The following is a 22057-nucleotide window of genomic DNA, read 5'->3' on the forward strand; positions in this document are numbered from 1 at the left end:
CATGATCGCGAATTCACTGGCCCGTCGTCTGATCGATCGTTTCCAGCACGGCCTGCCGCTGTGCGCCGAGCCCTATCGGGCAATGGCCTATGCCCTCGGTTGCACCGAAGCCCAGGTCCTTGACTGTCTGCAACACCTGCAAGTGGCCGGCACCGTGTACCGGGTCGGCCCGGTGTTCGAACACACCCGGGCCGGTGCCAGCACCCTGGCGGCCCTCGCCGTGCCCGAGGACCGCTTGCAGCAGGTAGCCGCCCGCGTCAGCCAGTATCCGGAGGTCAATCACAACTATGCCCGAGAACATCGCTACAACCTGTGGTTCGTCCTCACCGGCCCCGACCGCGCCCACTTGGAAAACATTCTTCGGGAGCTGGAGAACGATACCGGCCTGACGCCGCTGGACCTGCCCATGCTCACAGCCTATCGCATCAACCTGGGTTTTGCCTTGGAGACCACCCTATGAACAAGCCCCTGAGCGAACAACAGTCGTTGGCGTTGCGCCGTCTCCTGGAGAGCGGTCTGCCCCTGACCTCGCGTCCCTTCCAGACCCTGGCCGAGCAGATCGACGCCAGCGAACAACACGTGCTCAACCAGATACGCCAATGGCAAGAACAAGGCCTTTTCCGTCGGGTAGGCCTGGTGGTCAACCACCGAGCCTTGGGCTTCGCCGCCAACGCCATGCTGGTGCTGGATGTGCCGGACGCCTTGGTCGATGAGGTTGGTCGCCGCCTCGGCAAAGCCCCGGGAATCAACCTGTGCTACCAACGGCCGCGGCGCCTGCCCCAGTGGCAGTACAACCTGTTCTGCATGATCCACGGTCGCCAGCGTGACCGCGTCGAGGCCCAGGTCCAGGCATTGCTGGCCGAGCATCTGCTGGACGACCTGCCCCACCAGTTGCTGTTCAGCACCCACCTGTTCAAGCAGTGCGGCGCACGCTTCACCCCGCCGGCAGGAGCCCGTCTCGATGGATGACCTGGACCGACGCCTGATCAATCGCCTGCAACTGGGCCTGCCGCTGGTCCGCCAGCCCTGGCAGGCATTGGCCCTTGAGCTGGACAGCAGCAGCGCAGAACTGCTCGACCGGCTGCACGAATTGCTCAACGACGGCATGCTCACCCGTTTCGGCCCGATGTTCGATGTCGACCGTCTGGGCGGCGCGTTCACCCTGGCGGCACTGGCAGTGCCCGAGGTTCGTTTCGAGACCGTCGCCGAGCTGCTCGCGGCGATGCCCGAGGTGGCCCACAACTACCGTCGCGAACATCACCTGAACATGTGGTTCGTGTTGGCCTGTGCCAGTGAACAGGCCATCAACGACAGCCTGCTGCGCATCGAGCGCCTGACCGGCCTGGTGCCGCTGAACCTGCCCAAGGAGGAGACTTACCATGTCGGCCTGTATTTCCCCGTCTGAACCATCGCTGCAAGCGCCACCGCGGTTGAATGAAACGTCTCTGGCGCGACGACTGGTCGAACTGACCCAGGAAGGCCTGCCACTGCTGGAAGACCCGTGGGCCTGGCTCGCGGAACAACTGGAGCTGAGTGTGGAATCCACCCTCGACCTGCTCAAACGTCTGCAAGCCGAAGGTGCCATCCGCCGCATCGCCGCCGTTCCCAACCACTACCGGCTGGGCTATCGCCACAACGGCATGACGGTCTGGGACGTCGCTGACGCCGACATGCCGCGCCTGGGTTCGCTGCTGGGCGCGCAGTCCTTCGTCAGCCACTGCTACCGGCGCCCGCGCAGGCCTGGCTGGCGCTACAACCTGTTCGCCATGGTCCACGGCCGCAGCCGTGCGCAAATCGACACCTACCGCGACCACTTGCGCTACCTGCTGGGAGACGCCTGCGCCGCCGACGACATGCTGGTGAGCAGCCGAATCCTGAAGAAAACCGGCCTGCGCCTGATGCCAGTCAGTTGAACCACGACCTGTAGGAGCAAAGCTTGCTCGCGATTGGGGCAAGTCAGTCGATCGCTATTGGCTGTTCCACCGCTATCGCGAGCAAGCTTTGCTCCTACAGGTTTGTGCACTGAGCCCATAGATCGAGAACTCGTGTATCGGAAGGAGCGACCATGTTGAGGATCAGCCACTACCTTCGTGCCCTGGCCGGCCAGTGCCCCCCTCCACGCATCGCACCTGCGGGCAGCAGCCGGGCGCCGGTGGTGATCTGGAACCTGCTCAGGCGCTGCAACCTGACCTGCAAGCACTGTTATGCCACTTCGGCCGACAGCGTGTTTCGCGATGAGCTGGACACTGCGGCCGCGCTCAAAGTCATCGACGATCTGCATGACGCCGGCGTACGCATACTGATCCTGTCCGGTGGAGAGCCGCTGCTGCGCGAGGACCTGTTCCAGCTCAGCGCCCATGCTCGTGACAAAGGCTTTTTTCTCGCCCTGTCCACGAACGGCACGCTGATCGATCCGAGCAATATCGAGCAAATCCGGGCAGCGAACTTCGACTACGTCGGCATCAGCATCGATGGCCTGGAGGCAACCCATGATGCCTTCCGCCAGCTCAAGGGCAGCTTCACCCGCTCCATGGCGGCCATCCAGCTCTGTCGTGAGCAAGGGATCCGGGTCGGACTGCGTACCACCCTGACCCAACAGAACCATGCCCAGCTACCCCGGCTTCTGGACCTGATGAATGAGTACGACGTGCAGAAATTCTATCTGTCGCACCTCAATTACAGCGGAAGGGGCAAGCGCAGCCGCAAGCTCGACGCCCATCAACAGATGAGTCGCGAGGCCATGACGATGATCTTCGAGCGTGCCTGGAGCGACATCGAACAGGGCCGCGAAAGTGACTTCGTCAGCGGCAACAACGACGCCGATGCAATCCTGCTGCTGCAATGGATCGCCCATCGTCAGCCCCATCGTTATGTCGAACTGGAACAGATGCTGCGAGCCTGGGGCGGCAATGCCTCTGGCAGCGGCATCGCCAATATCGACAACACTGGCGAGGTCCACCCCGACACCTACTGGTGGCAGCACTCGGTAGGCAATGTCCGCCAGACGCCGTTCAAGACCCTCTGGCTGGACCGCCCCGAAGCGCTACTGCTGAAACTGCGCGAGCATCCGCGAGCCGTCAGCGGTCGCTGCGGACAATGCCGCTGGCTGGCGATCTGCAACGGCAACACCCGCACCCGTGCCTGGGCCGATGGCGACCTGTGGGGCCAGGACCCCGGCTGCCATCTCAGCGACGAGGAAATTGGCCTGGACGCGATCCCAAGCGTGGCGATGCCTTGCACCCAATAACCTGAGTTCGAATCAAGGAAATCTCATGCTCGCCCCCCTCGCTTTACCCGCTGCGCTGCAATCTCCCTTCAGGCCGGGCGAAGTCGCCCTGGTCGGCGCCGGCCCCGGTGACCCCGGTTTACTGACGCTGCGTGCCTGGAGCCTGTTGACGCAGGCCGATGCGGTGGTCTACGACCGCCTGATCAGCCCGCAATTGCTGAGCCTGATCCCATTACCGTGCGCCCGGCATTACGTCGGCAAGGCTGCCGGCTGCCACAGCCTGCCCCAACCGCAGATCAACGAACTACTCGCCGATCTCGCCGACCAGGGCCAACGGGTGGTCCGGCTCAAGGGTGGCGATCCGTTCATTTTCGGCCGTGGCGCGGAGGAGCTGGAATACCTGCTGGCCCGAGGCGTCGATTGCCAGGTGGTACCCGGCATCACCGCCGCGGCCGGTTGCAGTGCCTACGCCGGCATCCCCTTGACCCATCGCGACCTGGTCAACTCCTGTCGCTTCATCACCGGCCATTTGCAGCGTGAAGGCGATCTGAACCTGCCATGGCAAAGCCTGGCGGATGCAAGCCAGACCCTGGTGTTCTACATGGGGCTGTCGAACCTGAGCACCATCGCCGCGCGGCTGATGGAGGCAGGCCTGGCGGCCGACACCCCGGCGGCATTGGTCAGCAATGGCACCCGCCCTGACCAGCAGGTGTTGCGCGGCACCCTCGCACAACTGCCGGAGATGGCAAAGAGCTGCGCCGAAGGCCTGCCGACCCTGACGGTGATCGGTCAGGTGGTCGGGCTGTTCGCCCACCAACCGCTGCATCATCCGGCGCGCCTGTTGCCAATACCCGCCCGTCCTCGGCTAGCTAAGGTGGCGCCATGAAGCGCTGGTGGTTGATGCCGTTGATGTGGGTCGGCGCGGCCCACGGCAGCGTGACCGGCGGGCCAGACGTGGAACAGGCCGAGCGCGATTACCAGCAGCACTGCCAACAGTGTCACGGCGTCAATCGCATCGGCGGTGCCGGACCCGCGCTGTTGCCCCAGAGCCTGAGCCGGATCAAACCTGACGAAATCCGCCAGGTGATCGAAAACGGTCGCCCGGCCAGCCAGATGGCGGCGTTCGGCGCGGTGCTCGAGCCTGCGCGGATCGACGGCCTGACGCTATATCTCCAGCGTCCGCTCGCCGTCGAACCGACCTGGAGCGAAGACGACATCCGCCACAGTCACCACGTGTTGGCGGATGTCGCCAGCCTGCCCGATAAACCCCAGCACAACGCCGACCCGTTGAACCTGTTCGTGGTGGTGGAAGCCGGTGACCATCATGTCGACATCGTCGATGGCGATCGCTTCGAGGTGCTGGCCCGCTTCGCCTCGCATTTTGCCGTGCATGGCGGGCCGAAATTTTCGCCTGACGGGCGCTTCGTCTACCTGGCGTCCCGGGACGGCTGGATCAGCCTCTATGACTTGCACAACCTCAAGTTGATCGCCGAGGTGCGCGCCGGGCTCAATACCCGCAACCTGGCGGTGAGCAAGGATGGTCGCTGGGTGCTGGTTGGCAACTACCTGCCCGGCAATCTCGCGGTGCTGGATGCCCGGGATCTGTCGCTGGTGAAGATGATCGACACCGTGGGTCGCGATGGCCAGGCCTCGCGGGTCAGCGCGGTCTACACCGCCCCGCCGCGCAACAGTTTCATCGTCGCCTTGAAGGATGTGAAGGAAGTCTGGGAGCTGTCCACCGGTCCCGAGCCGGACTTCGTACCGAGGCGTATCGCGGTCCAGGACCAACTGGATGATTTTTCCTTCTCGCCCGATTACCGCCAGTTGCTTGCCACTTCCCGCCAGGCCCAGGGCGGACAGGTGATCGACCTGGACACTGGCCGCGTGGTGACCGACATCGCCTTGCCGGGGATGCCTCATCTGGGCTCGGGCACTTATTGGAAACGCGACGGGCGCTGGCTGTTCGCGACCCCCAACATCAGCAAGGGACTGGTATCGGTAATCGACCTCGGCACCTGGAAGGTCATCAAGCAGATACCGACCCTCGGGCCGGGCTTCTTCCTGCGCAGCCATGTCAATTCCCGCTACGCCTGGACCGATGTGTTCTTTGCCCAGGGCAACGATGCCATTCACCTGATCGACAAACAGACCCTGGAAATCGCCCACACCCTGCGGCCCATGCCCGGCAAGACCGCCGCCCATGTCGAGTTCACCCGTGACGGCCGTCATCTGCTGCTGAGCATCTGGGACACGGACGGTGCACTGATCGTGTATGACAGCAACACACTCGAGGAAATCAAACGCCTGCCCATGAACAAACCATCGGGCAAGTACAACGTCGGCAACAAGATCGAGTTTGTCGAAGGTACATCCCACTGAACAGTGGCGATTCGGTAGCGAGTCACTCAGGTACTGACAGTGTGCTTATTGTGGCGAGGGGATAAATCCCCTCGCCACGGGTCAGTGGCTCATCGGTGACATCGCCGCAGCCTGCCCCAGCAGCGTCTGGTCGATCTCCTCCAGGCGAAGTACCCGGCCGCCGGTCTCGGTGGCGAGTCTCTGTGCCGCCTGGGCATCGGAAAACGAGGCCAATACGACGCCCATTGCGCCCTTGAGCCCCGTGCCGATGACGAAATAAGCAGTCCGGGCATCGATCAGGTGCGCATCGTCTGGCGTGTTCCAATGGCTGCGGCCCATGTCATGGACGAGCAGCTTTACGTCGGCCCGATGGTTTTCCGGCTGCAGCCACCAACCCAGCATTTCCGCCGGAGAACAGAATTTCTTGACCCCAGCGGCGCTGACCGCCGCGCCCTTGGGTCCGGGAAAGTCGTTGATGACCATGCCACACACATGGCATTCGTCACCGGGGTGAAAAGCCAGCGCCGCTTCTGTGGCCGGCGGCGCCCCGGCCTTGTCACAAGCCACCAGCGCCAGACACACCAGCACCCCGGCAAAAAGGCGACCTGCCTTGATATACGCCCTGTTCATTGTTGCTTACTCCCTTATCCAGATCAGAAATTCATGGGCAACGGCGATTGAACAACCGATAGGCCAGCCATAACGGCACGACCATCCATGCCCCCAGGCACAGCCAAAGCAATGGCCCCGAGACCGGCAAGTCGCTTCCGAGCGTCAGCACGGCGGCACCGCTGGGGGCGGAGTCGAACCCGGACAGATTGATCAGCCGATACACATCAGTCGGATTGAACAGCAGCAGCCACGGCAGCAAGTCCGGGCTGAAGCGCCCTTCGCTCAACACCAGGAGCGCCAGCAACACCAAGTCGAATACCAGCACGAAGAAAAACCACACCCCCAGCGCCAGGCCGGCCGCAGTGGACTTTTCCGCGGAAAGGCAACTCAACACATAGGCCAGCCCCAGGAAAACCCAGCCCAGCAGCGTGCTGGACAACATGAAGCGGCCAAACGCCCAGAGCAGCAGGCTCAGCTCCACATCGTCCACCAGCAGGGCGATGGCGAGCATCGCGCAGCCGAAGCCAATCAACGTCGCCAGCGTCAGGATCAAACCATGCCCCACGAACTTGCCCAACAGCAGTTGGCCGCGTCCCAACGGGTAAGTCAGCAACAACAGCAAGGTCCCGCTTTCGTCCTCGCCGACGATCGCGTCATACGCCAACAGCAACGCAATCAGCGGCATCAGGAACGTCGCCAGGCTGGACAGGCTCGCCACTGTTGCCGGTACCGAGGTAAAACCCACTTGACCGGACGCCGCCGCCCCCAGCCAGGCGATACCGATGGCCAGGACCGCGAACAGCAGGCTGATCGCCAACAACCAACGGTTGCGCAGGCCATCGCTGAACTCCTTGCGCGCCATGCTCCAGATCGGGTTCATTGACTGGCCTCCTCGGCTGCCGCGCGGTTCATGAAGTGACGGTACAGATCCTCCAGGGATGGCGGCTTGACTTCGACATCCGTCGGGTTGTGTTGCGCCAGCAACTGACGCAGCAAGGCCAGCTTGCTGCCGTCCGGCGCGGACACCTGCAATCCCTCGGCTCCCCACCCTTGGGTGACATGCCCCTCGCTGCGCCAGTGCTGTTGCAGCTGGCTGGCCCGTGCCAGGCCCGACGCACGAATCACGGTCGGCAGACCCGCGTCCTTGCGCAGCCGCGCCAGGCTGCCCAGGGCCAGGAGACGTCCCCGGGTCAGGATCGCCGCACGGTTGATGTGCGCCTCGACGCCCGGCAAGACATGGGAGCAGAGAATGATGCTGGTGCCCTGCCAGCGCAGACGATCGAGCAACTGATAGAGATCCTGGGTAGCGATAGGGTCCAGGCCCACGGTGGGTTCGTCCAGCAGCAACAGGCGCGGTTGGCCGAGCAAGGCCTGGGCCAGGCCCAGCCGCTGGCGCATGCCCTTGGAATAGGTCCGCACCCTTCGCCGTGCCGCCTCCGTCAGGCCCACTTCTTCCAGCAGACGCTCCACCTGTTCCGGCGCGGCGCCCTTGAGCCGGGCGAAATGGCGCAAGGTTTCCAGCCCGCTCAGCTGCGGATAGAACATGACATTTTCCGGCAGATAGCCGAGCAGGCGTCGCACATCGGGGTCACTGGGCTCGCGACCGAACACCCGCACCCGCCCTTCGCTGGCTCGCAGCAGACCGAGGATCAACTTCATGGTGGTGGTCTTGCCGGCACCGTTGTGCCCGAACAGGCCGAGCACTTCGCCCTGGGCCAGGTTCAGATTCAGCCCGCGCAACACGGCAACCTCACCATAGTGCTGGCTGACGTCTTCGATCTCGACGACGTTCAAGGCGCGTCCTCCTCGGTTCTGTTGGGTTGCGGGACGAGGATCGGTGCCTCCATCAACGGATGGCTGTCCATCACCCCGGGGGATTTCGTCACCGGGAATGCCCGCTGTACCCAACGCAGCAGTTCGACCCCCGGGCTGTTCATCAGCAACCGTACCTGGGGGTACAGCCACAGCAGGCGGTCGACGTTGTCATTCGGCTCGTAGGCCACGTCCCCCAGGCCGTCGCCGTTGCGGTCCCAACCCAGGTAATCGCTCCAGTAATTGCCGCGTCCGTCCGCCGACCATTCCTGCAAGCGGGTGGCGACGTACTTGACCTGGCGCTGGTTGTGCACGAAGGCATTGTTGGCGATGCGGTTGTCCTCCGAACCGGCGGTCAGGTGGATGCCCACGGCGCTGCGCTCGAAATGATTGCCTTCGATGCGGTTGAACAGGGAGTTATAGATAAACAGGGCCTTGCCTTCGGCCCCGGCGATCATGGTGTCGCCAGTGGACCCGTCGCGCACGTCGGTGACGACGTTGTCGCGCAGGGTCGAATAAGTGATGTAGTTCATCAGGATCCCGTAGTTCTGGTCCTGTTCAGAGCGGTTGCCGATGACGGTCAGTTGACGGCTTTGCATCAAGGCATAGCCGGTACGGGTGCGACGGGTAACGTTGTCCAGCAGGCGGTTATCGTTGGCGAACATGTAATGCACGCCGTAGCGCAGGTCCTCCAGGACGTTGCCCTGGAGCAGGTTGCCATTGGAGGTATCGATGTAGATCCCGTCGCGGGTATCGCGCACCTTGTTGCCGATGACCCGGGCACCGTGAACTGCATACAAATGGATGCCGTTGCCCCGGTCCTGGGAGCGCAGGCTCGAATCGCCCTGGATGCGGTTGTCGATCAGGCTGACGTCCCGCGTGCCGTCGACCCAGATGCCGAAGCCCTGGCCCTGCATGCGGTTTCCCTGAATCACCGTTCGTTGGGCAACAGGCTGGATGAACACGGCGGCATCCATCGCCGTCAGGTCGTGGCCCCAGTTCACGAACGTGCACCCGCGAATCTGTACATCCGGCGCACGGATGATCAGCGCATTCCCCTCACCCAGGCCCTTGAACACAGCGTCCGGCGCACAGGTGAGGGTCATGGGTTGATCGACGCTGAACGATCCCTGGTACTGGCCCGCCGGCAGGTGCCATTGCCGGTCGCCCTCAGCCTGCAAGGGCAGATCGGTGACCGGTTGCGGCGCGGCGAACGCGCCACCCGATAACAGGCAGAGCGCCAGCGCGATGGCCGGTTGGCAAGCGAGGCCCTTGGGTGGCTGCTGTCTTCCGGCCATTGAGCTGTTCCTCTCGATCAGCCGACTCAGGCCTTTTCAACCAGCATGCGCCCGACCATTTCCATGTGCAGGGCGTGGCAGAACCAACTGCAGTAGTACCAATGCAGGCCCGCCTTGTCGGCGGTAAAGGTGATGGATGAGGTCTGCTGCGGGCTGATCTCCATGCCCACGCCGTGGTTGGTCATGACGAAACCGTGGGTGACGTCCTCAATCTGGTCGATGTTGGTGATCGTCACGGTAACCTCGTTGCCTTGCTTGACGGTGAACTCCGTCAGGCCATAGGCCGGCGCCATCGACGTCATGTACACCCGCACCTGGTTGCCGTCGCGGATGACCTTGTTGTCGGTTTCCAGGTTGATACCGTCCTTCTTGGCCAGCGCGACCGTGTCGGCAAAGAACGGATCGTTGCGGTTCCAGATTTTCTGGGTCTTGATCTGGTCGCGCCGGGCGAGGATGCAGTCGTGGGGTTCGGCGAACGCCGGGCCGTCGTGGACCAGCTTCATTTCATCGCCGGAAATGTCGATCAACTGGTCGTTCTCCGGGTGCAATGGCCCAGTGGGCAGGAAGCGGTCCTTGGAAAACTTGCACAGCACCACCAGCCACTTGCCGTCCGCCTCGCTGGTTTCGGTCAGGGACGCGTGGTTGTGGCCGGGTTGGTACTGCACGTCAAGCTTCTGCTTGATGTAATTGACCTTCTCGCCCTTGTAGGCGCGGATGGCCTCGTCCATGTTCCACTTCACCACCTGGCTGTCGATGAACAGCGTGGTATACGCGTTACCACGTCCGTCGAAGGTGGTGTGCAACGGTCCCAGGCCCAGCTCCGGCTCCGCCACGATCACTTCCCGTGGGTCTTTGTAGCGGTCGTTGAACAGGTCATCCAGGCGGTCGATGGCGATCATCGACACCGTGGGCGACAGTTTGCCGTTGGCGATGAAATATTTGCCGTCGGGTGAGGTGTTGAGCCCGTGAGGGTTCTTCGGCACCGGGATATAGCGCGTGAATTCGGAATCCTTGCCATCGGTTTTACGACCGTCCACCACGGGCACCTTGGAGCCGTCCAGGGTGATGAACTTGCCGGCCTTGATCGCCGCCTCGATGCGCGGGATGTTGAACACCACTACCCAGTCGCGCTCGTTACGCATCATGCCGCCCAGGTCGTAGGCCTTCTCGGAGTTGTAGAAGGTGCTGGCGGCATATTTGCCGGTGTAGTCGGCGTCGGAGTTGTCCAGGTTGCCGTCAACGATGACCTGGAACGCCATCTCCATTTTCTCGGCGTCGACGGCGTTAAACATCGTGAAGCTGTTCTTGTCTTGAAGGTCGAACGTATGCCCATCGTTGGGATGCGGGATCACGAACTCGGCGTTGGCGAACACGTACTTCGTGTGGGGGACTTTTTGCAGGCGCAGACCGTGGATGGCCTGCACATTGGGCACGGTCAGGATCTTGTCGCACTTCATGATGTCCAGGCGAATGCGCGCGATCCGGGAGTTGGCCTTGTCATTGATGAACAGGTATTTGCCGTCGTACTTCCCGTCGGTCATGGAAATATGCGGGTGATGGCAGTCACCGTTTCGATACTTGGCGCTGTCGCCCAGGATGCGTTTGCTTTCGTTGGTCAGGCCCCAACCGGTAGCCGAGTCGACGTTGAAAACCGGGATGCGCATCAACTCGCGCATGGACGGCACCCCCAGCACCCGTACCTCGCCCTGGTGACCGCCACTCCAGAATCCATAGTATTCGTCCAGCTCGCCAGGGGCGACGTGAATCTTGGACTTGGCTTCCTTGGCCGCCGCGGCCCATGACTCACGGGTGAAGGTCCCGGCGCCCAGCGCCGAGGCACCGGCCAGCACCGCGCCGGTGACCGCTCCTGTGCCGAGAAAACTGCGCCGACTCACGCCCCGCGGCTCCTCCACCACGTCTGACGGGTGTTTTGTTTTGTCGCTCATGCTGTGTGCTCCATCAAGAGTGAAACGGTCAAGGGACAGGCCAGTCGGGTGCTCAGGGCGCCGGCGTCACCTGCACCACGGGAATCAGTTGCGGATCGGTCACGGTCGACTTGCCACGCTTCCTGCGCTTGTTGATCAGCGGCGGGCATTTGTTTTCGTTGTGCCAGGTCATCTGGCAGTCGAGGCAGTAATGACATTCGTTGGCATTGATCCGGCCATCGGGATGAATCGCCTGGATCTCGCATTCGTTGGCACAGAGCTGACAGGGGTTGCCGCACTCCTTGCGACGTTTGAGCCAGTCGAACAGCCGCAATCGGGTCGGCATAGCCAGGGCGGCGCCCAGCGGGCAGACGTAGCGGCAGTACACTTTGCGGGTGAACAGGTTGATCAACAGCAAGCCTGCCGCATACGCCACGAACCACCATTGGCGATCGAACCGCAGGGTGATGGCGGTCTTGAACGGTTCGACTTCGGCCAGGCGTTCGGCGGTGGCCATCGACTCCAGCGAGACGCCGAACAGCACCAGCAAGATGATGTACTTGATCGCCCACAGCCGTTCGTGGACGGCGAAGGGCAGCTCGTATTGAGGCACCTTGAGCTTGCGCGCCAATTCGTTGATCAGTTCCTGCAGGGCACCGAACGGGCACAGCCAGCCGCAGAACACCCCGCGGCCCCAGAGCAGGATACTGGCGGCGGTGAACACCCAGAGAATGAAAATCAGCGGATCAGTGAGGAACAGCTCCCAGCGAAAGCCTTCGAACAAGGAGTGGACGAAGGTGAGCACATTGACCACCGACAGCTGGGCCAGGGCGAAGCCTCCGAGAAACACCACCGTAAACACCAGGTAACCGCGGCGGACCCAATGCAACAGCGTCGGCCGACGGGCCAGTGCGTCCTGGAAGAACAGGATGGTGGTGAGCACTAGAAGGGCCAGTCCCAGTACAACGATTTCGAAGCCTTTCTGATACCAGAGTGTCAGCCACAGGGGCCGACTGGCTTCTTCGGCCGCCGCCAGTTGCTCGGCCGTAGGCAGCGGACGCTCAAGGTAGGGTTCGGGCAACTGATAAGGCAGTTCGAAGCTGCTGAAGATGCCGCTGACCGGACCGGTTTGACGGCGTACCAGCAGTTCCAGGCTCCAGGGCGAACCGGGGTCGAAGCGGTGTGAAGCGCGGACGATGAAAATCGCCATTTCATCAAACGCCGGCATGTCGGCGGCGGCCACGTCATCCAGGCGCTGGAAGTCCAGGTCGCGGAAGCTGATGGTGTCGCCGAACTGGCGCAACGACACCCGATCGAAAATACCGCCGCGCACATAGCCCGAGCCCTTGAAGGAGTAGCGTCCGCTGCCCATCACGGCGATGGCCTGCTCGCCAGGCTTGAGCTCGGCCATCAGCGTGCGGTACTGCGCATCGCCCAGCAGGTTGCGGCCGATGGTAGGCGGGTTCAGGTGAGTGACGTACAGATCGATGAAGGTATCGTCAGCCTGTCCGACACCGGCGGCCTCGACCTGCTCGGCCTCGGTCCCCTTGAAGGAAGCGTCTACCTGGGCACGGGTCAGATGCAGCCGGCGCACTGCGCCATTGCCGGCCAGGGTGCTCCAGTCTGCCGGCTCGTAGAGGTTGTCACGGACGCGGGCCGGCGCCACGGCCAAACCGGCGTCACCTTTGACCAGGCCCAGGGAAACCGCGACATCATGGGCAGCGCGCATGATGATCTCGTTGACCACCATTGCCGTCACGGTGGCGCCGGCAATCGCGTCAACCGTTACCGCATTCGGATCGTTGGAACGCCCTACCACTACACGCTGATTGACCTTGACGCCGCTGTAACGCGCACTGAAAGCGTGGAGTTTTGCCTCGGCAATTCCGATCAGCAGGATCGGCTCATGGTGCTCCAGTACATAGGCATCGAGAATCACACCCGCAGGATCGAGGATCACCTGGACGTTGATCGGCTTGCCCGAGTAAGCCGGGATGTCCACCACATCCAGGCTCTGGAACACGTAGCCCAGGACCTTGTTCGCAGCGGACAGCGTACGCACCTTGAAAGGACCTTCAGGCTCGGAAATCGAGTCGGTCCGATCCAGTACATGGTGGATGCGCTGCTGCTGGATATCACCGTAATCCCTGGCCTGGGCGATACCCATGGTCATGCAGAGGAAAAGCAGGAGGAATGTTCCAGGGAGCCAGACGCGGCGAGGGTACAGCCTGACAAAAAGGGGGGTCATGGACGCCAAGGCTCGAAGGCAGGATCTTGGCGACGATGGTAAGGGCCTGTCCTATCCTCGGCCCTTGATTGAAATCAACTTGGCCCGCTGGGACAGACCTGAGCTGGAAAACATCCACAAACCCATGGCGAAAGAACCTGCTCCTTCGCCACAAGTGCGGTGTTCAGGCCTCAACGCAAACCATAGGAATAAATGCCCTCATCTCTACTGTCATACCAATTGCCTTTGGCCCAGATCACGCGATCCTCGGTCGGTTGGAAACCAAGGATACCCAGATAACCGTCGATGGCGAGGCGTTGCCAGGAACGTCCCCAATCCTTGGAATAAAACACCCCATCCGCGGAAATGCTCGCGTCGGACCACCAGTAGAGCCAACGCGGTGGCCGGTGTTCGCTGCTGGTGTTGATCAGCAGACTGTTCTGCCCCAGATGGAAATGCCCCTCTCGCAGCCGGGTATCCGATGCCAGCGGTCCGAATACGCTGGGAAGATCACCCAAGGGACGCCAGGTCAGTGCACTGGTATCCAGTTCGGCGACTGCATCCTGCCCATGGTCGCCCTGGTCGATAAGACCCACCACCCGCCCCGAGCTGTTGTGCGCCAGCGCATCGATGAACAGGTTGTCGTCACGCTGCACATCCACGACTTGCCAGCGTCCCGCCTTGCGTAGCAACTGGGCCCGGGTCGTGACGTTGAACGCAATATTGTCGCCTTCACCGTCGGGATCGCTTCCCCAGAAACGTTGGGACACCCAGATGTACGCCCGCTGCGCATCCATTTGGATGACATGGGTGCGCGTCTCGCCATAAGTGCCGTCGCCAGTGCGCCATTGCGTAACGTCGGGGCGCTTGACCTGCACGTACTCGGCGCTCACCAGCAACGACTCCGCCGCGACGATCGGCGTGCTGCTCATACCCCGGTCTGCAGAATAGAAAACTCCGGTGGAAATAGCCCCGGGGGTATCTTCGCCGCTCTCGTTGTCGATGCCGCTCGGCTTGCCCCAGGCCCAGACTTCATCGGCGCCATGGAAATAGGGCTCAAGATTCCAGGCCAGTTGATCGGCCCCGGGAAACCAGCAGTTGACCAGCCAGGTCCAGCGTTTGCCCTGATCATCACTGCGAAAAACCACCGTCTGGCCCACGCCATCGGGGGCAGCGGTTTCCGGCCGGTCGAGCCCGGTGAGCAGGAACACGCTGGCCCCGTCCGGACTGGCGACCAGGCAGGCCGCGGCGCTGACATGGGCCACGAGCTGGAACCGCCCCTGGGCATCAAGTCGCGAGATGAATGACGTCTCCTTCCCTCCGCCGGAAAGAAGGCTGGCGAAGGCACCGGAATCTTCCGGCTCCAGGTCTTCATCCCGCTTGCCGTAGGCCACTGTATCCAGGTTTACGCTATCGGCAGAGCCTTCGAGTTGCCCGGCCTCCCCTTCCATGCGTGCCACCAGCCAAGTCCCTTGCGGAGTCACGACCACTCCCGTGCAATACTGGGTTGCTGCCCGTTGCCGGGTGTCCTGCACGGTACCTATCTGCTGTTGATCGGGACTGGCACCGCCCCACTCCAGCTTGGCACGGGCAATCATCCACATGTACCACAGACCGGCGCCGACTATCAGCGCGACAAACAGCGTAGAGAGAAGCTTTGATCGAGGCATGAAAGATCCATATCCATGGGAAAACTGAGAAGCTTTTCTCATTTCTTTCAGCGCTAGTAAATTTTTATTGCACCAAAACGGCTGAATCAGGTCGCATGATTTTTATTGCTGTGAATCAAGTGGCATTCTTTCGAGCACACCCTCAAAGTCAGGGTGCGCACTGAACCACAAGGGATTGAACACCTGATGCCCCCACGCACCAGCCTGGCTAACTCTGCCCCGCGACTCGAGAACAGTGGTTTCGTCCGGGTGCGTGGTGCCCGCGAACACAACCTCAAGAACGTTGACGTCGACATTCCGCGCGATGCCCTGGTGGTGTTTACCGGTGTGTCGGGGTCTGGAAAATCGTCGCTGGCCTTCTCGACACTCTACGCCGAGGCCCAGCGTCGCTACTTCGAATCGGTCGCGCCGTATGCGCGGCGCCTGATCGATCAGGTCGGCGTGCCGGACGTGGGCAGCATCGAAGGGCTGCCGCCGGCGGTGGCTTTGCAGCAGCAACGCGGTACGCCCAGCGCGCGATCCTCGGTGGGCAGCGTCACCACCTTGTCGAGTCTGATCCGCATGCTGTACTCCCGCGCCGGCAGCTACCCGGCGGACCAGCCGATGCTCTATGCCGAGGACTTCTCGCCCAATACGCCACAAGGCGCGTGTCCGCAGTGCCATGGCCTGGGGCGGGTCTACGAAGTGACCGAGGACTCCATGGTGCCGGACCCTTCGCTGACCATCCGCGAGCGCGCCGTCGCGGCCTGGCCGATGGCCTGGCAGGGCCAGAACCTGCGGGATATCCTGGTGACGCTGGGCTATGACGTTGATATCCCGTGGCGCGACCTGCCGAAACAGCAGCGCGACTGGATCCTCTTCACCGACGAAACCCCCACCGTCCCTGTGTACGCCGGGCTCACGCCGGCCCAGACCCGCGCCGCCCTCAAGCGCAAACTCGAACCCAGTTACCAGGGCACCTTCAGTGGCGCCCGGCGCTACCTGCTGCATACCTTCATGCATTCGCAAAGCGCGCAGATGCGCAAACGCGTGGCGCAATACATGCGCGCCAGCGCCTGCCCCGAATGCGCAGGCAAACGCCTCAAGCGCCAGGCGCTGACCGTGACGTTTGCCGGTCTGGACATCGCCGAGCTGTCGCACCTTACCTTGCTGGAACTGGCCGATGTGCTCAAGGACGTCACAGCTGCGGATTATCTGAAGCAACCCGAAGAATCGACCGAAGTCCTCACCCACCGGCAAACCAGAGAGGCCCGCGAGCAACGTGCCGCCAGGGGCGACAATCCCCACGCGGGCGGGCCGGATGCGCGCCATACGCCCAACCTGTCCCTGGAAAAGCGCTTGGCCGCGCAGCGCATTGCCGCCGAGTTGCTGGACCGGATCGTCACCCTGATCGACCTCGGCTTGGGTTACCTGGCCCTGGAGCGCAGCACGCCGACGCTGTCCTCTGGCGAGTTGCAACGCTTGCGCCTGGCAACCCAGCTCAACTCCCAGCTGTTCGGGGTGATCTATGTGCTGGACGAGCCCTCCGCCGGCCTGCACCCTGCCGACAGCGAAGCCCTGTTCGACGCCCTGCAACGCCTCAAGGCCGCAGGCAATTCGGTGTTCGTGGTCGAGCACGACCTGGACACCATGCGCCGCGCCGACTGGCTGATCGACGTAGGCCCGGAGGCCGGTGAACAGGGTGGCCAGATTCTCTACAGCGGCCCGCCTGGCGGTCTGGCCCAGGTGCCGGAATCGCGAACGCGCACTTATCTCTTTGCCGAACAGACCCTTGCCCCGCGCAGTCCGCGAACGCCAACCGGCTGGCTGCGCCTGGAAGGCATCACCCGCAACAATCTCGACAACCTGAGCGCGGCCTTTCCCCTCGGTTGCTTCACAGCCGTGACCGGCATCTCCGGCTCCGGTAAATCCAGCCTGGTCAGCCAAGCCCTGCTGGACCTGGTGGGCACCCACCTGGGCCTGGCCAGCCACGACATCGAACCGGATGAGACAAGCCTGGAAGACGAACCCGAGCAAACCAGCGGCGGACGTGTCACCGCCGGGCTCGACGCCATCAAGCGCCTGGTCCGGGTGGACCAGAAACCCATCGGTCGCACGCCGCGCTCCAACCTCGCCACCTACACCGGATTGTTCGACCACGTGCGCAAGTTGTTTGCCGCCACGGAACAGGCCCGTGAACTGGGATTCGATGCCGGGAGGTTCTCTTTCAACGTCGCCAAGGGCCGCTGCGAAACCTGTGAAGGCGAAGGCTTCGTCAGTGTCGAGTTGTTGTTCATGCCCAGCGTGTATGCCCCCTGCCCGACCTGCCACGGCGCTCGCTACAACCCGCAGACGCTGACCGTGAACTGGCAGGGATTGAACATCGCGCAGGTGTTGCAATTGACTGTCAACCAGGCACTCGAAGCATTTGCCGGGCAAGCCGCGCCAAGGCGCGCGCTACAGGTGCTGCAGGATATCGGCCTCGGCTATCTGCGCCTGGGTCAACCCGCCACGGAGCTATCCGGCGGTGAGGCACAACGCATCAAGCTGGCAACGGAACTGCAGCGTAAAGCCAGAGGAGCCACGTTGTACGTACTGGATGAACCGACCAATGGCTTGCACCCCCAGGATGTGGATCGACTGCTCGTGCAATTGAATCGCCTGGTGGATGACGGTCACACGGTAGTTGTGGTGGAGCACGATATGCGGGTAGCGGCGCAGAGCGACTGGGTCATCGATATCGGCCCGGGAGCGGGCTCCCAGGGGGGAAAAGTGGTGGTTTGCGGAACGCCAGGCCACGTGGCCGACTGTGCGCAGAGTCGAACTGCAGGGTTCCTGAAAAGCGCGTTTCAGCCCCAATGGTAAAGCTTTCTCAATGTCACTGGCCGGATCGGAAAAGTTGTCTATACTGCCTTCCAGTTAATCGTTTCAGTACGTGTAGTTTAACTAGCGGTCTCGCAGCTCATGTTGTGAGGCCGTATCTGCCAGGAGGCACAATGACATTAATCCGCGGTTCAAAACAGCAACATCCCGGGGTGCCGGAACAGCATGATCACCCCTTGGCAATCCCTCTGATGAGCGCGGAGATCCTTCTCGCCCCGAGCGCCTTCATAGCGCCGAACACCCTCCAAAGCCAGCTCACTTCCATTTGGCGACTCTAAAGGTATAGCGCCTGACCAAGTCAAAGTCTTACATTCAAATTGTCGAGCTCGCTCATTATGCTCAAGCCCATTTCAAGCCATCTGTTCAATTTGATCCAAGAGGTGGAAAACAATATCTCAGGCGTGAGCGAAGAGGAGTACACCGAGATACTCGGCTGGATATTCTCCAGACTGGGAATCGAAAAATTCGCCTACGTCCATCTTGAGCCCACACCGTTCAACAACTCGAAGATTTCCATCTACAGCAACTACCCATCCGAATGGGTGGACACCTACCGCAAGAACTCACTCTACAAATCAGACCCGGTCATGGCCAACACCGCCATCACCGCGACTCCTTTTTTCTGGAATGAAATACCGGCGGAAATCGACAACAATCCCGAGATATTCGACCAGTCAGCCTCCTATGGCATCAAACAGGGTTACACCGTCCCTATCCATGAGCCCGGTCGAGCATTCGGTTCCCTTCACCTGTCTTCAGAAGAGAATGACCCCGACTTTCCCATCATCGTCCGCTCGAATCTGTTCATCATCAAAACCCTCAGCGTCATCGCCAATCAATATCGCCCCATGGAAACCACCATTGAAAGCAACTTGAAACTATCCCCCAGAGAAATAGAATTCCTGCGCTGGCTCGCGTTGGGAAAAAACTATAAGGAGATAGGCTTGATCATGAATATTACCGAACGAACGGTAAAGTTTCACGCCAAGCAGATGACCGAAAAGATGGACTGCACCAATGTCAAGCAAGCAATGATCAAGGCAGTACAGCTAAACTTCGTTTGACCCCTTCCCTTCATCTACTCGCGATTGCAGGCGACGGTCCTATGGGGACCCGACGCCATGCCCGACGTTACCGCAAATGCCCGCGTTCAGGCGAATACAACCTGCGAGGCGATGTTGAAAAGCATGCCGCATGCGAATAAGCCAATCACCAACGAAATGGCCCGACTCAAAAACCGGCCGGAAACAATAGTGTGGAGTTTACGTCCACAGAATGCCCCGATGGCGATCCAGGCCAGCCCGACCGGAAATATTACAGCTGTGAACAGCATCATGAATGGCAGGTAGTTGCTCAGCGATAAAAACGTTCCGGGTGGCGCAACAAAGGAAACGAAGAACAATCCTTTCGGATTGGTCAGCGTCGCCACAAACAGGTCAGGCACACTGATACCCGCCGAGTTACCAGGGAGATGGTCTTTTACCGAGAACCATAGCTTCAGGGAAATATAAAATAAAAAGCACACGGCAAAAAACTTGGTCACAATGACTACCCAGGAATGTTCAGTCATCAGAAGATCAATGGATACTCCCCACATCGTCATCTGAATGACATAAGCCAGCCACTCTGCCACGACATACCTCATGGAGCGAGCATTCAGCCCTCTCTTTATTCCGGTTTGCAGCAGCAGTGAGTTTGTCGGTCCCGGAACCAGCAGCACAGTCATCAGTGAAAGCGCAATATAAGACATAAGGTCATCCATGCCAGGAGCCACGATGGCTCATCTTTTCAGGTTCGGACTGGTCTGCTCGTACAACATCAACTTTCTAGTTGTATGACATCAGACCAACTCTTCCACAGTTAGAGCAGTTACACTAAAGCCACGACGACACTCTCGGTGCTTTTCGCCCCCGGCTCATACAGTCGTTTAAACTTCCACGCCTGGGCTCACCCTGCTTTTCAAAAAAACTTCCACACCTTTATTACAGCCAGGTTACTTACCTCGACCCAGGTGTCAATTTTTCGACCCACCCATTATCAGCACGTTATCGCCGCTTAAGCCGGCCGTCAAAAAACACGCAGTCGTCGACTATCAGAAACCGCCATACTTTTACCTGTAAGCGCCATCTACCGCCGACTTCAAGTCGGTACTTTTTTGGACTCCAGACGATACTAAAACACCCTCCTGGCGCACTCTCCACGAATACGATTCAGCGCACTGATCGGGCAACTAATTAGACTATACACTCTACTAAACCCCACCCTGTACTTTAGGACAGTTGAAATGATTTAGTGCAAAGTTAACAGTAGCCTCATCCACAACCAAGAAACGTCATTCATGAACTACTCCTCCTGTATTCATCACTTCTTCGGCGTATCTACCTGCATTGCATCCTACTCGAAAATCCCAACCCAAACGTTGCAACAGATACTTGCAATTCGGAAAACAGCCTTCATCGATAGAAAGAAATGGGACATTGCAAGTTATCAAGGCAGCGATTACGAACGGGATGAATATGACGATCCTGATGCAGTTTACATTTATGCTCAGACCCAAGGGCGGGTCTCCGGTTGTGTGCGTTTACGCGCCTCCAACAAACCAACCCTCATGAGCGGCGCTTTAAGTTTCATCCTTCCCGCCGACAACATCAGGCCTCACTCACACACTTGTTGGGAAGCTACCAGATTTGCACTTTCGGCAGATAAGACCTTAGCCGGAGAAGTCACCCAGGCCAACATAGACGCTCGCACGGCGGCACTTTTCCTGTCAATGATAAAGTTTGCCCAACTGCAAAATATAGACACCTATGAAATCGTCGTTGACACCATGATGGAGAAAATCCTCAAACGATCCGGGTGGACAGTCGACAGACACAACACCGCGCTGGGTTCAAAGGGAGAAACCATCATCTACGGCACACTCCCATGCACGCCTGACACTTACAACGAAGTGTTCAACAAGAATGCCGTCCAGACCATCACCGCCTACGAACAATTCTTTATGACCAACCGTTCGTCAGACATATCCCATCAACCCTTTGATATCGACCAAACACACATCGACCGAAATATTCCAGCAAGAAAACAGATGCACACTGAGTTGCATCTATAACACCAAGACTCTGGCATGAAATTGGAGAAAGGATGAACCTACAACGACTATTCCCACATGTTGGCAAAGTGATTGCCAGTACTGGAAGCCGCAACTTTCCTCGTTTGTTGCACGACCTGATACTTACCGAAATACCTGTCGATGCAACGCATATTACCGAGCAAAGAATAGGATCGAGCCAACTCTCTGAACCCAGCACTTCCAGCATCGGTGGTGTTGGTATGGACAGCGCCTGCATCGACGCTGTCATGGATGCGCATACCGCAAAGCCTTTTTTCCTCGCCGAGGATATTTTTTTCGAGGATTCGACCCCACAAAAGGTCCCCAATTTTTCCCGCTGCCTGCTCAATCGCGAACAATCGGAAAGCCCCTCCAGTCACAACACCACCACTCAATTGCACCTGGCCACACGTAAAAACGGCATTCGTTATGTCCTTTCCGTATACCGCTCACCTTTTTCCAGCGGATTCACGGCACAGGAACATGCCCTGCTGAAAGATTTTTCCTGCCTTCTTTTACCCATGGTCGAAGAGCATGTTGCCGCCATGGTGCCAGCGGAGGTCAGCCGACAGGACGCTTGCCTGCCGTTGGAAGGCTCGGAAAACGGCGGGATGGAGGCATTGCGCCAGAGATTTGCCGACCGGCTGGCTTTATCCGGGTTGAGCTTGTCCTCCCGTGAAACCGAAGTGTGTGTAGGCTTGCTGGCCGGACGCACGGCCCCGGAACTGGCCGAGCAACTCAACCTGAAAGTCAACACCGTCGAAAGTTATCTGAAGCGTGCTGCCATAAAAATGGGCATTGGTGGACGCCGCTCGCTCATCCGCTGGATGCACTCGATGGATGCCACACCATCGGCCATCGAGTGGAATGGTATTTCCGCAATTCGCCAAGCCGTATAGAACGTTCCCCCCAACCTTTGCTCGGTCATCTCAATCGAGCGGGTGTTGGGGGATGA

At 60.3% G+C, this 22057-nt stretch carries 19 protein-coding genes; 11 read left to right on the forward strand and 8 right to left on the reverse strand.

Annotated features, from left to right (window positions below; genetic code table 11):
• Nucleotide 1 precedes the first annotated feature (1 nt).
• From QZH45_RS17510 to QZH45_RS17540, 7 genes are all read left to right on the forward strand, one after another.
• Complete coding sequence (locus QZH45_RS17510; RefSeq protein ID WP_053191191.1) at nucleotides 2-460, forward strand: Lrp/AsnC family transcriptional regulator; 459 nt, start codon at nucleotides 2-4, stop codon at nucleotides 458-460.
• On the forward strand, nucleotides 457-969 hold the full coding sequence (gene ahbB / locus QZH45_RS17515; protein WP_024779132.1) for a siroheme decarboxylase subunit beta: 513 nt from the start codon (nucleotides 457-459) through the stop codon (nucleotides 967-969). The genes QZH45_RS17510 and ahbB (QZH45_RS17515) overlap by 4 nt, the downstream gene beginning before the upstream one ends.
• Complete coding sequence (locus tag QZH45_RS17520; protein ID WP_024779131.1) at nucleotides 962-1405, forward strand: Lrp/AsnC family transcriptional regulator; 444 nt, start codon at nucleotides 962-964, stop codon at nucleotides 1403-1405. The genes ahbB (QZH45_RS17515) and QZH45_RS17520 overlap by 8 nt, the downstream gene beginning before the upstream one ends.
• Nucleotides 1380-1913, forward strand: a complete 534-nt coding sequence (ahbB, locus tag QZH45_RS17525; RefSeq protein ID WP_055135363.1) for a siroheme decarboxylase subunit beta — start codon at nucleotides 1380-1382, stop codon at nucleotides 1911-1913. The genes QZH45_RS17520 and ahbB (QZH45_RS17525) overlap by 26 nt, the downstream gene beginning before the upstream one ends.
• Before the next feature lie 152 nt (nucleotides 1914-2065).
• Nucleotides 2066-3247 (forward strand): heme d1 biosynthesis radical SAM protein NirJ, encoded by a 1182-nt coding sequence (gene nirJ, locus QZH45_RS17530; RefSeq protein ID WP_055135362.1) that lies wholly within the window; start codon nucleotides 2066-2068, stop codon nucleotides 3245-3247.
• Between the two features lie 25 nt (nucleotides 3248-3272).
• Nucleotides 3273-4112, forward strand: coding sequence for a uroporphyrinogen-III C-methyltransferase (gene cobA, locus QZH45_RS17535; RefSeq protein ID WP_055135361.1), 840 nt, complete (start codon nucleotides 3273-3275; stop codon nucleotides 4110-4112).
• Complete coding sequence (locus QZH45_RS17540; RefSeq protein ID WP_055135360.1) at nucleotides 4109-5605, forward strand: nitrite reductase; 1497 nt, start codon at nucleotides 4109-4111, stop codon at nucleotides 5603-5605. Before cobA ends, QZH45_RS17540 begins: the two co-directional genes overlap by 4 nt.
• 81 nt (nucleotides 5606-5686) lie before the next feature.
• Here the strand turns inward: QZH45_RS17540 and QZH45_RS17545 are convergent, their stop codons facing one another.
• From QZH45_RS17545 to QZH45_RS17575, 7 genes are all read right to left on the reverse strand, one after another.
• Nucleotides 5687-6214 (reverse strand): nitrous oxide reductase accessory protein NosL, encoded by a 528-nt coding sequence (locus tag QZH45_RS17545; RefSeq protein WP_053191183.1) that lies wholly within the window; start codon nucleotides 6212-6214, stop codon nucleotides 5687-5689.
• Between the two features lie 31 nt (nucleotides 6215-6245).
• Nucleotides 6246-7076 (reverse strand): ABC transporter permease, encoded by an 831-nt coding sequence (locus QZH45_RS17550; RefSeq protein ID WP_053191182.1) that lies wholly within the window; start codon nucleotides 7074-7076, stop codon nucleotides 6246-6248.
• Nucleotides 7073-7990, reverse strand: coding sequence for an ABC transporter ATP-binding protein (locus QZH45_RS17555; protein ID WP_055135359.1), 918 nt, complete (start codon nucleotides 7988-7990; stop codon nucleotides 7073-7075). Before QZH45_RS17555 ends, QZH45_RS17550 begins: the two co-directional genes overlap by 4 nt.
• Entirely contained in the window at nucleotides 7987-9306 is a 1320-nt protein-coding gene (locus QZH45_RS17560) for a nitrous oxide reductase family maturation protein NosD (protein ID WP_055135358.1), read from the reverse strand. The genes QZH45_RS17555 and QZH45_RS17560 overlap by 4 nt, the downstream gene beginning before the upstream one ends.
• A 26-nt stretch (nucleotides 9307-9332) precedes the next feature.
• A complete protein-coding gene (gene nosZ / locus QZH45_RS17565; RefSeq protein WP_055135357.1) occupies nucleotides 9333-11252 on the reverse strand; it encodes a TAT-dependent nitrous-oxide reductase in 1920 nt (639 codons plus the stop codon).
• A gap of 52 nt (nucleotides 11253-11304) precedes the next feature.
• A complete protein-coding gene (nosR, locus tag QZH45_RS17570) occupies nucleotides 11305-13479 on the reverse strand; it encodes a transcriptional regulator NosR (protein WP_033034593.1) in 2175 nt (724 codons plus the stop codon).
• A gap of 170 nt (nucleotides 13480-13649) precedes the next feature.
• Entirely contained in the window at nucleotides 13650-15128 is a 1479-nt protein-coding gene (locus QZH45_RS17575; RefSeq protein WP_055135356.1) for a hypothetical protein, read from the reverse strand.
• 186 nt (nucleotides 15129-15314) lie between these two features.
• On the opposite strand from QZH45_RS17575, the gene QZH45_RS17580 reads away from it, so the two are divergent.
• Together QZH45_RS17580 and QZH45_RS17585 are read left to right on the forward strand one after the other, a co-directional pair.
• Nucleotides 15315-17972, forward strand: a complete 2658-nt coding sequence (locus QZH45_RS17580; RefSeq protein ID WP_055135355.1) for an excinuclease ABC subunit UvrA — start codon at nucleotides 15315-15317, stop codon at nucleotides 17970-17972.
• A 353-nt stretch (nucleotides 17973-18325) separates the two neighbouring features.
• A complete protein-coding gene (locus tag QZH45_RS17585) occupies nucleotides 18326-19054 on the forward strand; it encodes a LuxR family transcriptional regulator (protein WP_024779118.1) in 729 nt (242 codons plus the stop codon).
• A gap of 86 nt (nucleotides 19055-19140) precedes the next feature.
• On the opposite strand, the gene QZH45_RS17590 is transcribed toward QZH45_RS17585, so the two are convergent.
• Nucleotides 19141-19740 carry a LysE family translocator gene (locus QZH45_RS17590; RefSeq protein WP_053191168.1) on the reverse strand — a complete coding sequence of 200 codons (600 nt, stop codon included), beginning with the start codon at nucleotides 19738-19740 and terminating at the stop codon, nucleotides 19141-19143.
• 588 nt (nucleotides 19741-20328) lie between these two features.
• On the opposite strand from QZH45_RS17590, the gene QZH45_RS17595 reads away from it, so the two are divergent.
• Nucleotides 20329-21102, forward strand: a complete 774-nt coding sequence (locus QZH45_RS17595; RefSeq protein WP_055135354.1) for an acyl-homoserine-lactone synthase — start codon at nucleotides 20329-20331, stop codon at nucleotides 21100-21102.
• A gap of 32 nt (nucleotides 21103-21134) precedes the next feature.
• Nucleotides 21135-22001 (forward strand): helix-turn-helix domain-containing protein, encoded by an 867-nt coding sequence (locus tag QZH45_RS17600; RefSeq protein WP_024779115.1) that lies wholly within the window; start codon nucleotides 21135-21137, stop codon nucleotides 21999-22001.
• Nucleotides 22002-22057 lie beyond the last annotated feature (56 nt).

This window comes from Pseudomonas corrugata, assembly GCF_050920615.1.
In the GTDB taxonomy this organism is placed as follows: Bacteria; Pseudomonadota; Gammaproteobacteria; order Pseudomonadales; family Pseudomonadaceae; genus Aquipseudomonas; species Aquipseudomonas corrugata.

Bases quoted from the DNA above. Each gene is read 5' to 3' on its own strand.
- QZH45_RS17510 (WP_053191191.1), top strand. From the start codon at position 2: ATGATCGCGAATTCACTGGCCCGTCGTCTGATCGATCGTTTCCAGCAC.
- ahbB (WP_024779132.1), top strand. From the start codon at position 457: ATGAACAAGCCCCTGAGCGAACAACAGTCGTTGGCGTTGCGCCGTCTC.
- QZH45_RS17520 (WP_024779131.1), top strand. From the start codon at position 962: ATGGATGACCTGGACCGACGCCTGATCAATCGCCTGCAACTGGGCCTG.
- ahbB (WP_055135363.1), top strand. From the start codon at position 1,380: ATGTCGGCCTGTATTTCCCCGTCTGAACCATCGCTGCAAGCGCCACCG.
- nirJ (WP_055135362.1), top strand. From the start codon at position 2,066: ATGTTGAGGATCAGCCACTACCTTCGTGCCCTGGCCGGCCAGTGCCCC.
- cobA (WP_055135361.1), top strand. From the start codon at position 3,273: ATGCTCGCCCCCCTCGCTTTACCCGCTGCGCTGCAATCTCCCTTCAGG.
- QZH45_RS17540 (WP_055135360.1), top strand. From the start codon at position 4,109: ATGAAGCGCTGGTGGTTGATGCCGTTGATGTGGGTCGGCGCGGCCCAC.
- QZH45_RS17545 (WP_053191183.1), bottom strand. From the start codon at position 6,214: ATGAACAGGGCGTATATCAAGGCAGGTCGCCTTTTTGCCGGGGTGCTG.
- QZH45_RS17550 (WP_053191182.1), bottom strand. From the start codon at position 7,076: ATGAACCCGATCTGGAGCATGGCGCGCAAGGAGTTCAGCGATGGCCTG.
- QZH45_RS17560 (WP_055135358.1), bottom strand. From the start codon at position 9,306: ATGGCCGGAAGACAGCAGCCACCCAAGGGCCTCGCTTGCCAACCGGCC.
- nosZ (WP_055135357.1), bottom strand. From the start codon at position 11,252: ATGAGCGACAAAACAAAACACCCGTCAGACGTGGTGGAGGAGCCGCGG.
- nosR (WP_033034593.1), bottom strand. From the start codon at position 13,479: ATGACCCCCCTTTTTGTCAGGCTGTACCCTCGCCGCGTCTGGCTCCCT.
- QZH45_RS17575 (WP_055135356.1), bottom strand. From the start codon at position 15,128: ATGCCTCGATCAAAGCTTCTCTCTACGCTGTTTGTCGCGCTGATAGTC.
- QZH45_RS17580 (WP_055135355.1), top strand. From the start codon at position 15,315: ATGCCCCCACGCACCAGCCTGGCTAACTCTGCCCCGCGACTCGAGAAC.
- QZH45_RS17585 (WP_024779118.1), top strand. From the start codon at position 18,326: ATGCTCAAGCCCATTTCAAGCCATCTGTTCAATTTGATCCAAGAGGTG.
- QZH45_RS17590 (WP_053191168.1), bottom strand. From the start codon at position 19,740: ATGTCTTATATTGCGCTTTCACTGATGACTGTGCTGCTGGTTCCGGGA.
- QZH45_RS17595 (WP_055135354.1), top strand. From the start codon at position 20,329: ATGAACTACTCCTCCTGTATTCATCACTTCTTCGGCGTATCTACCTGC.
- QZH45_RS17600 (WP_024779115.1), top strand. From the start codon at position 21,135: ATGAACCTACAACGACTATTCCCACATGTTGGCAAAGTGATTGCCAGT.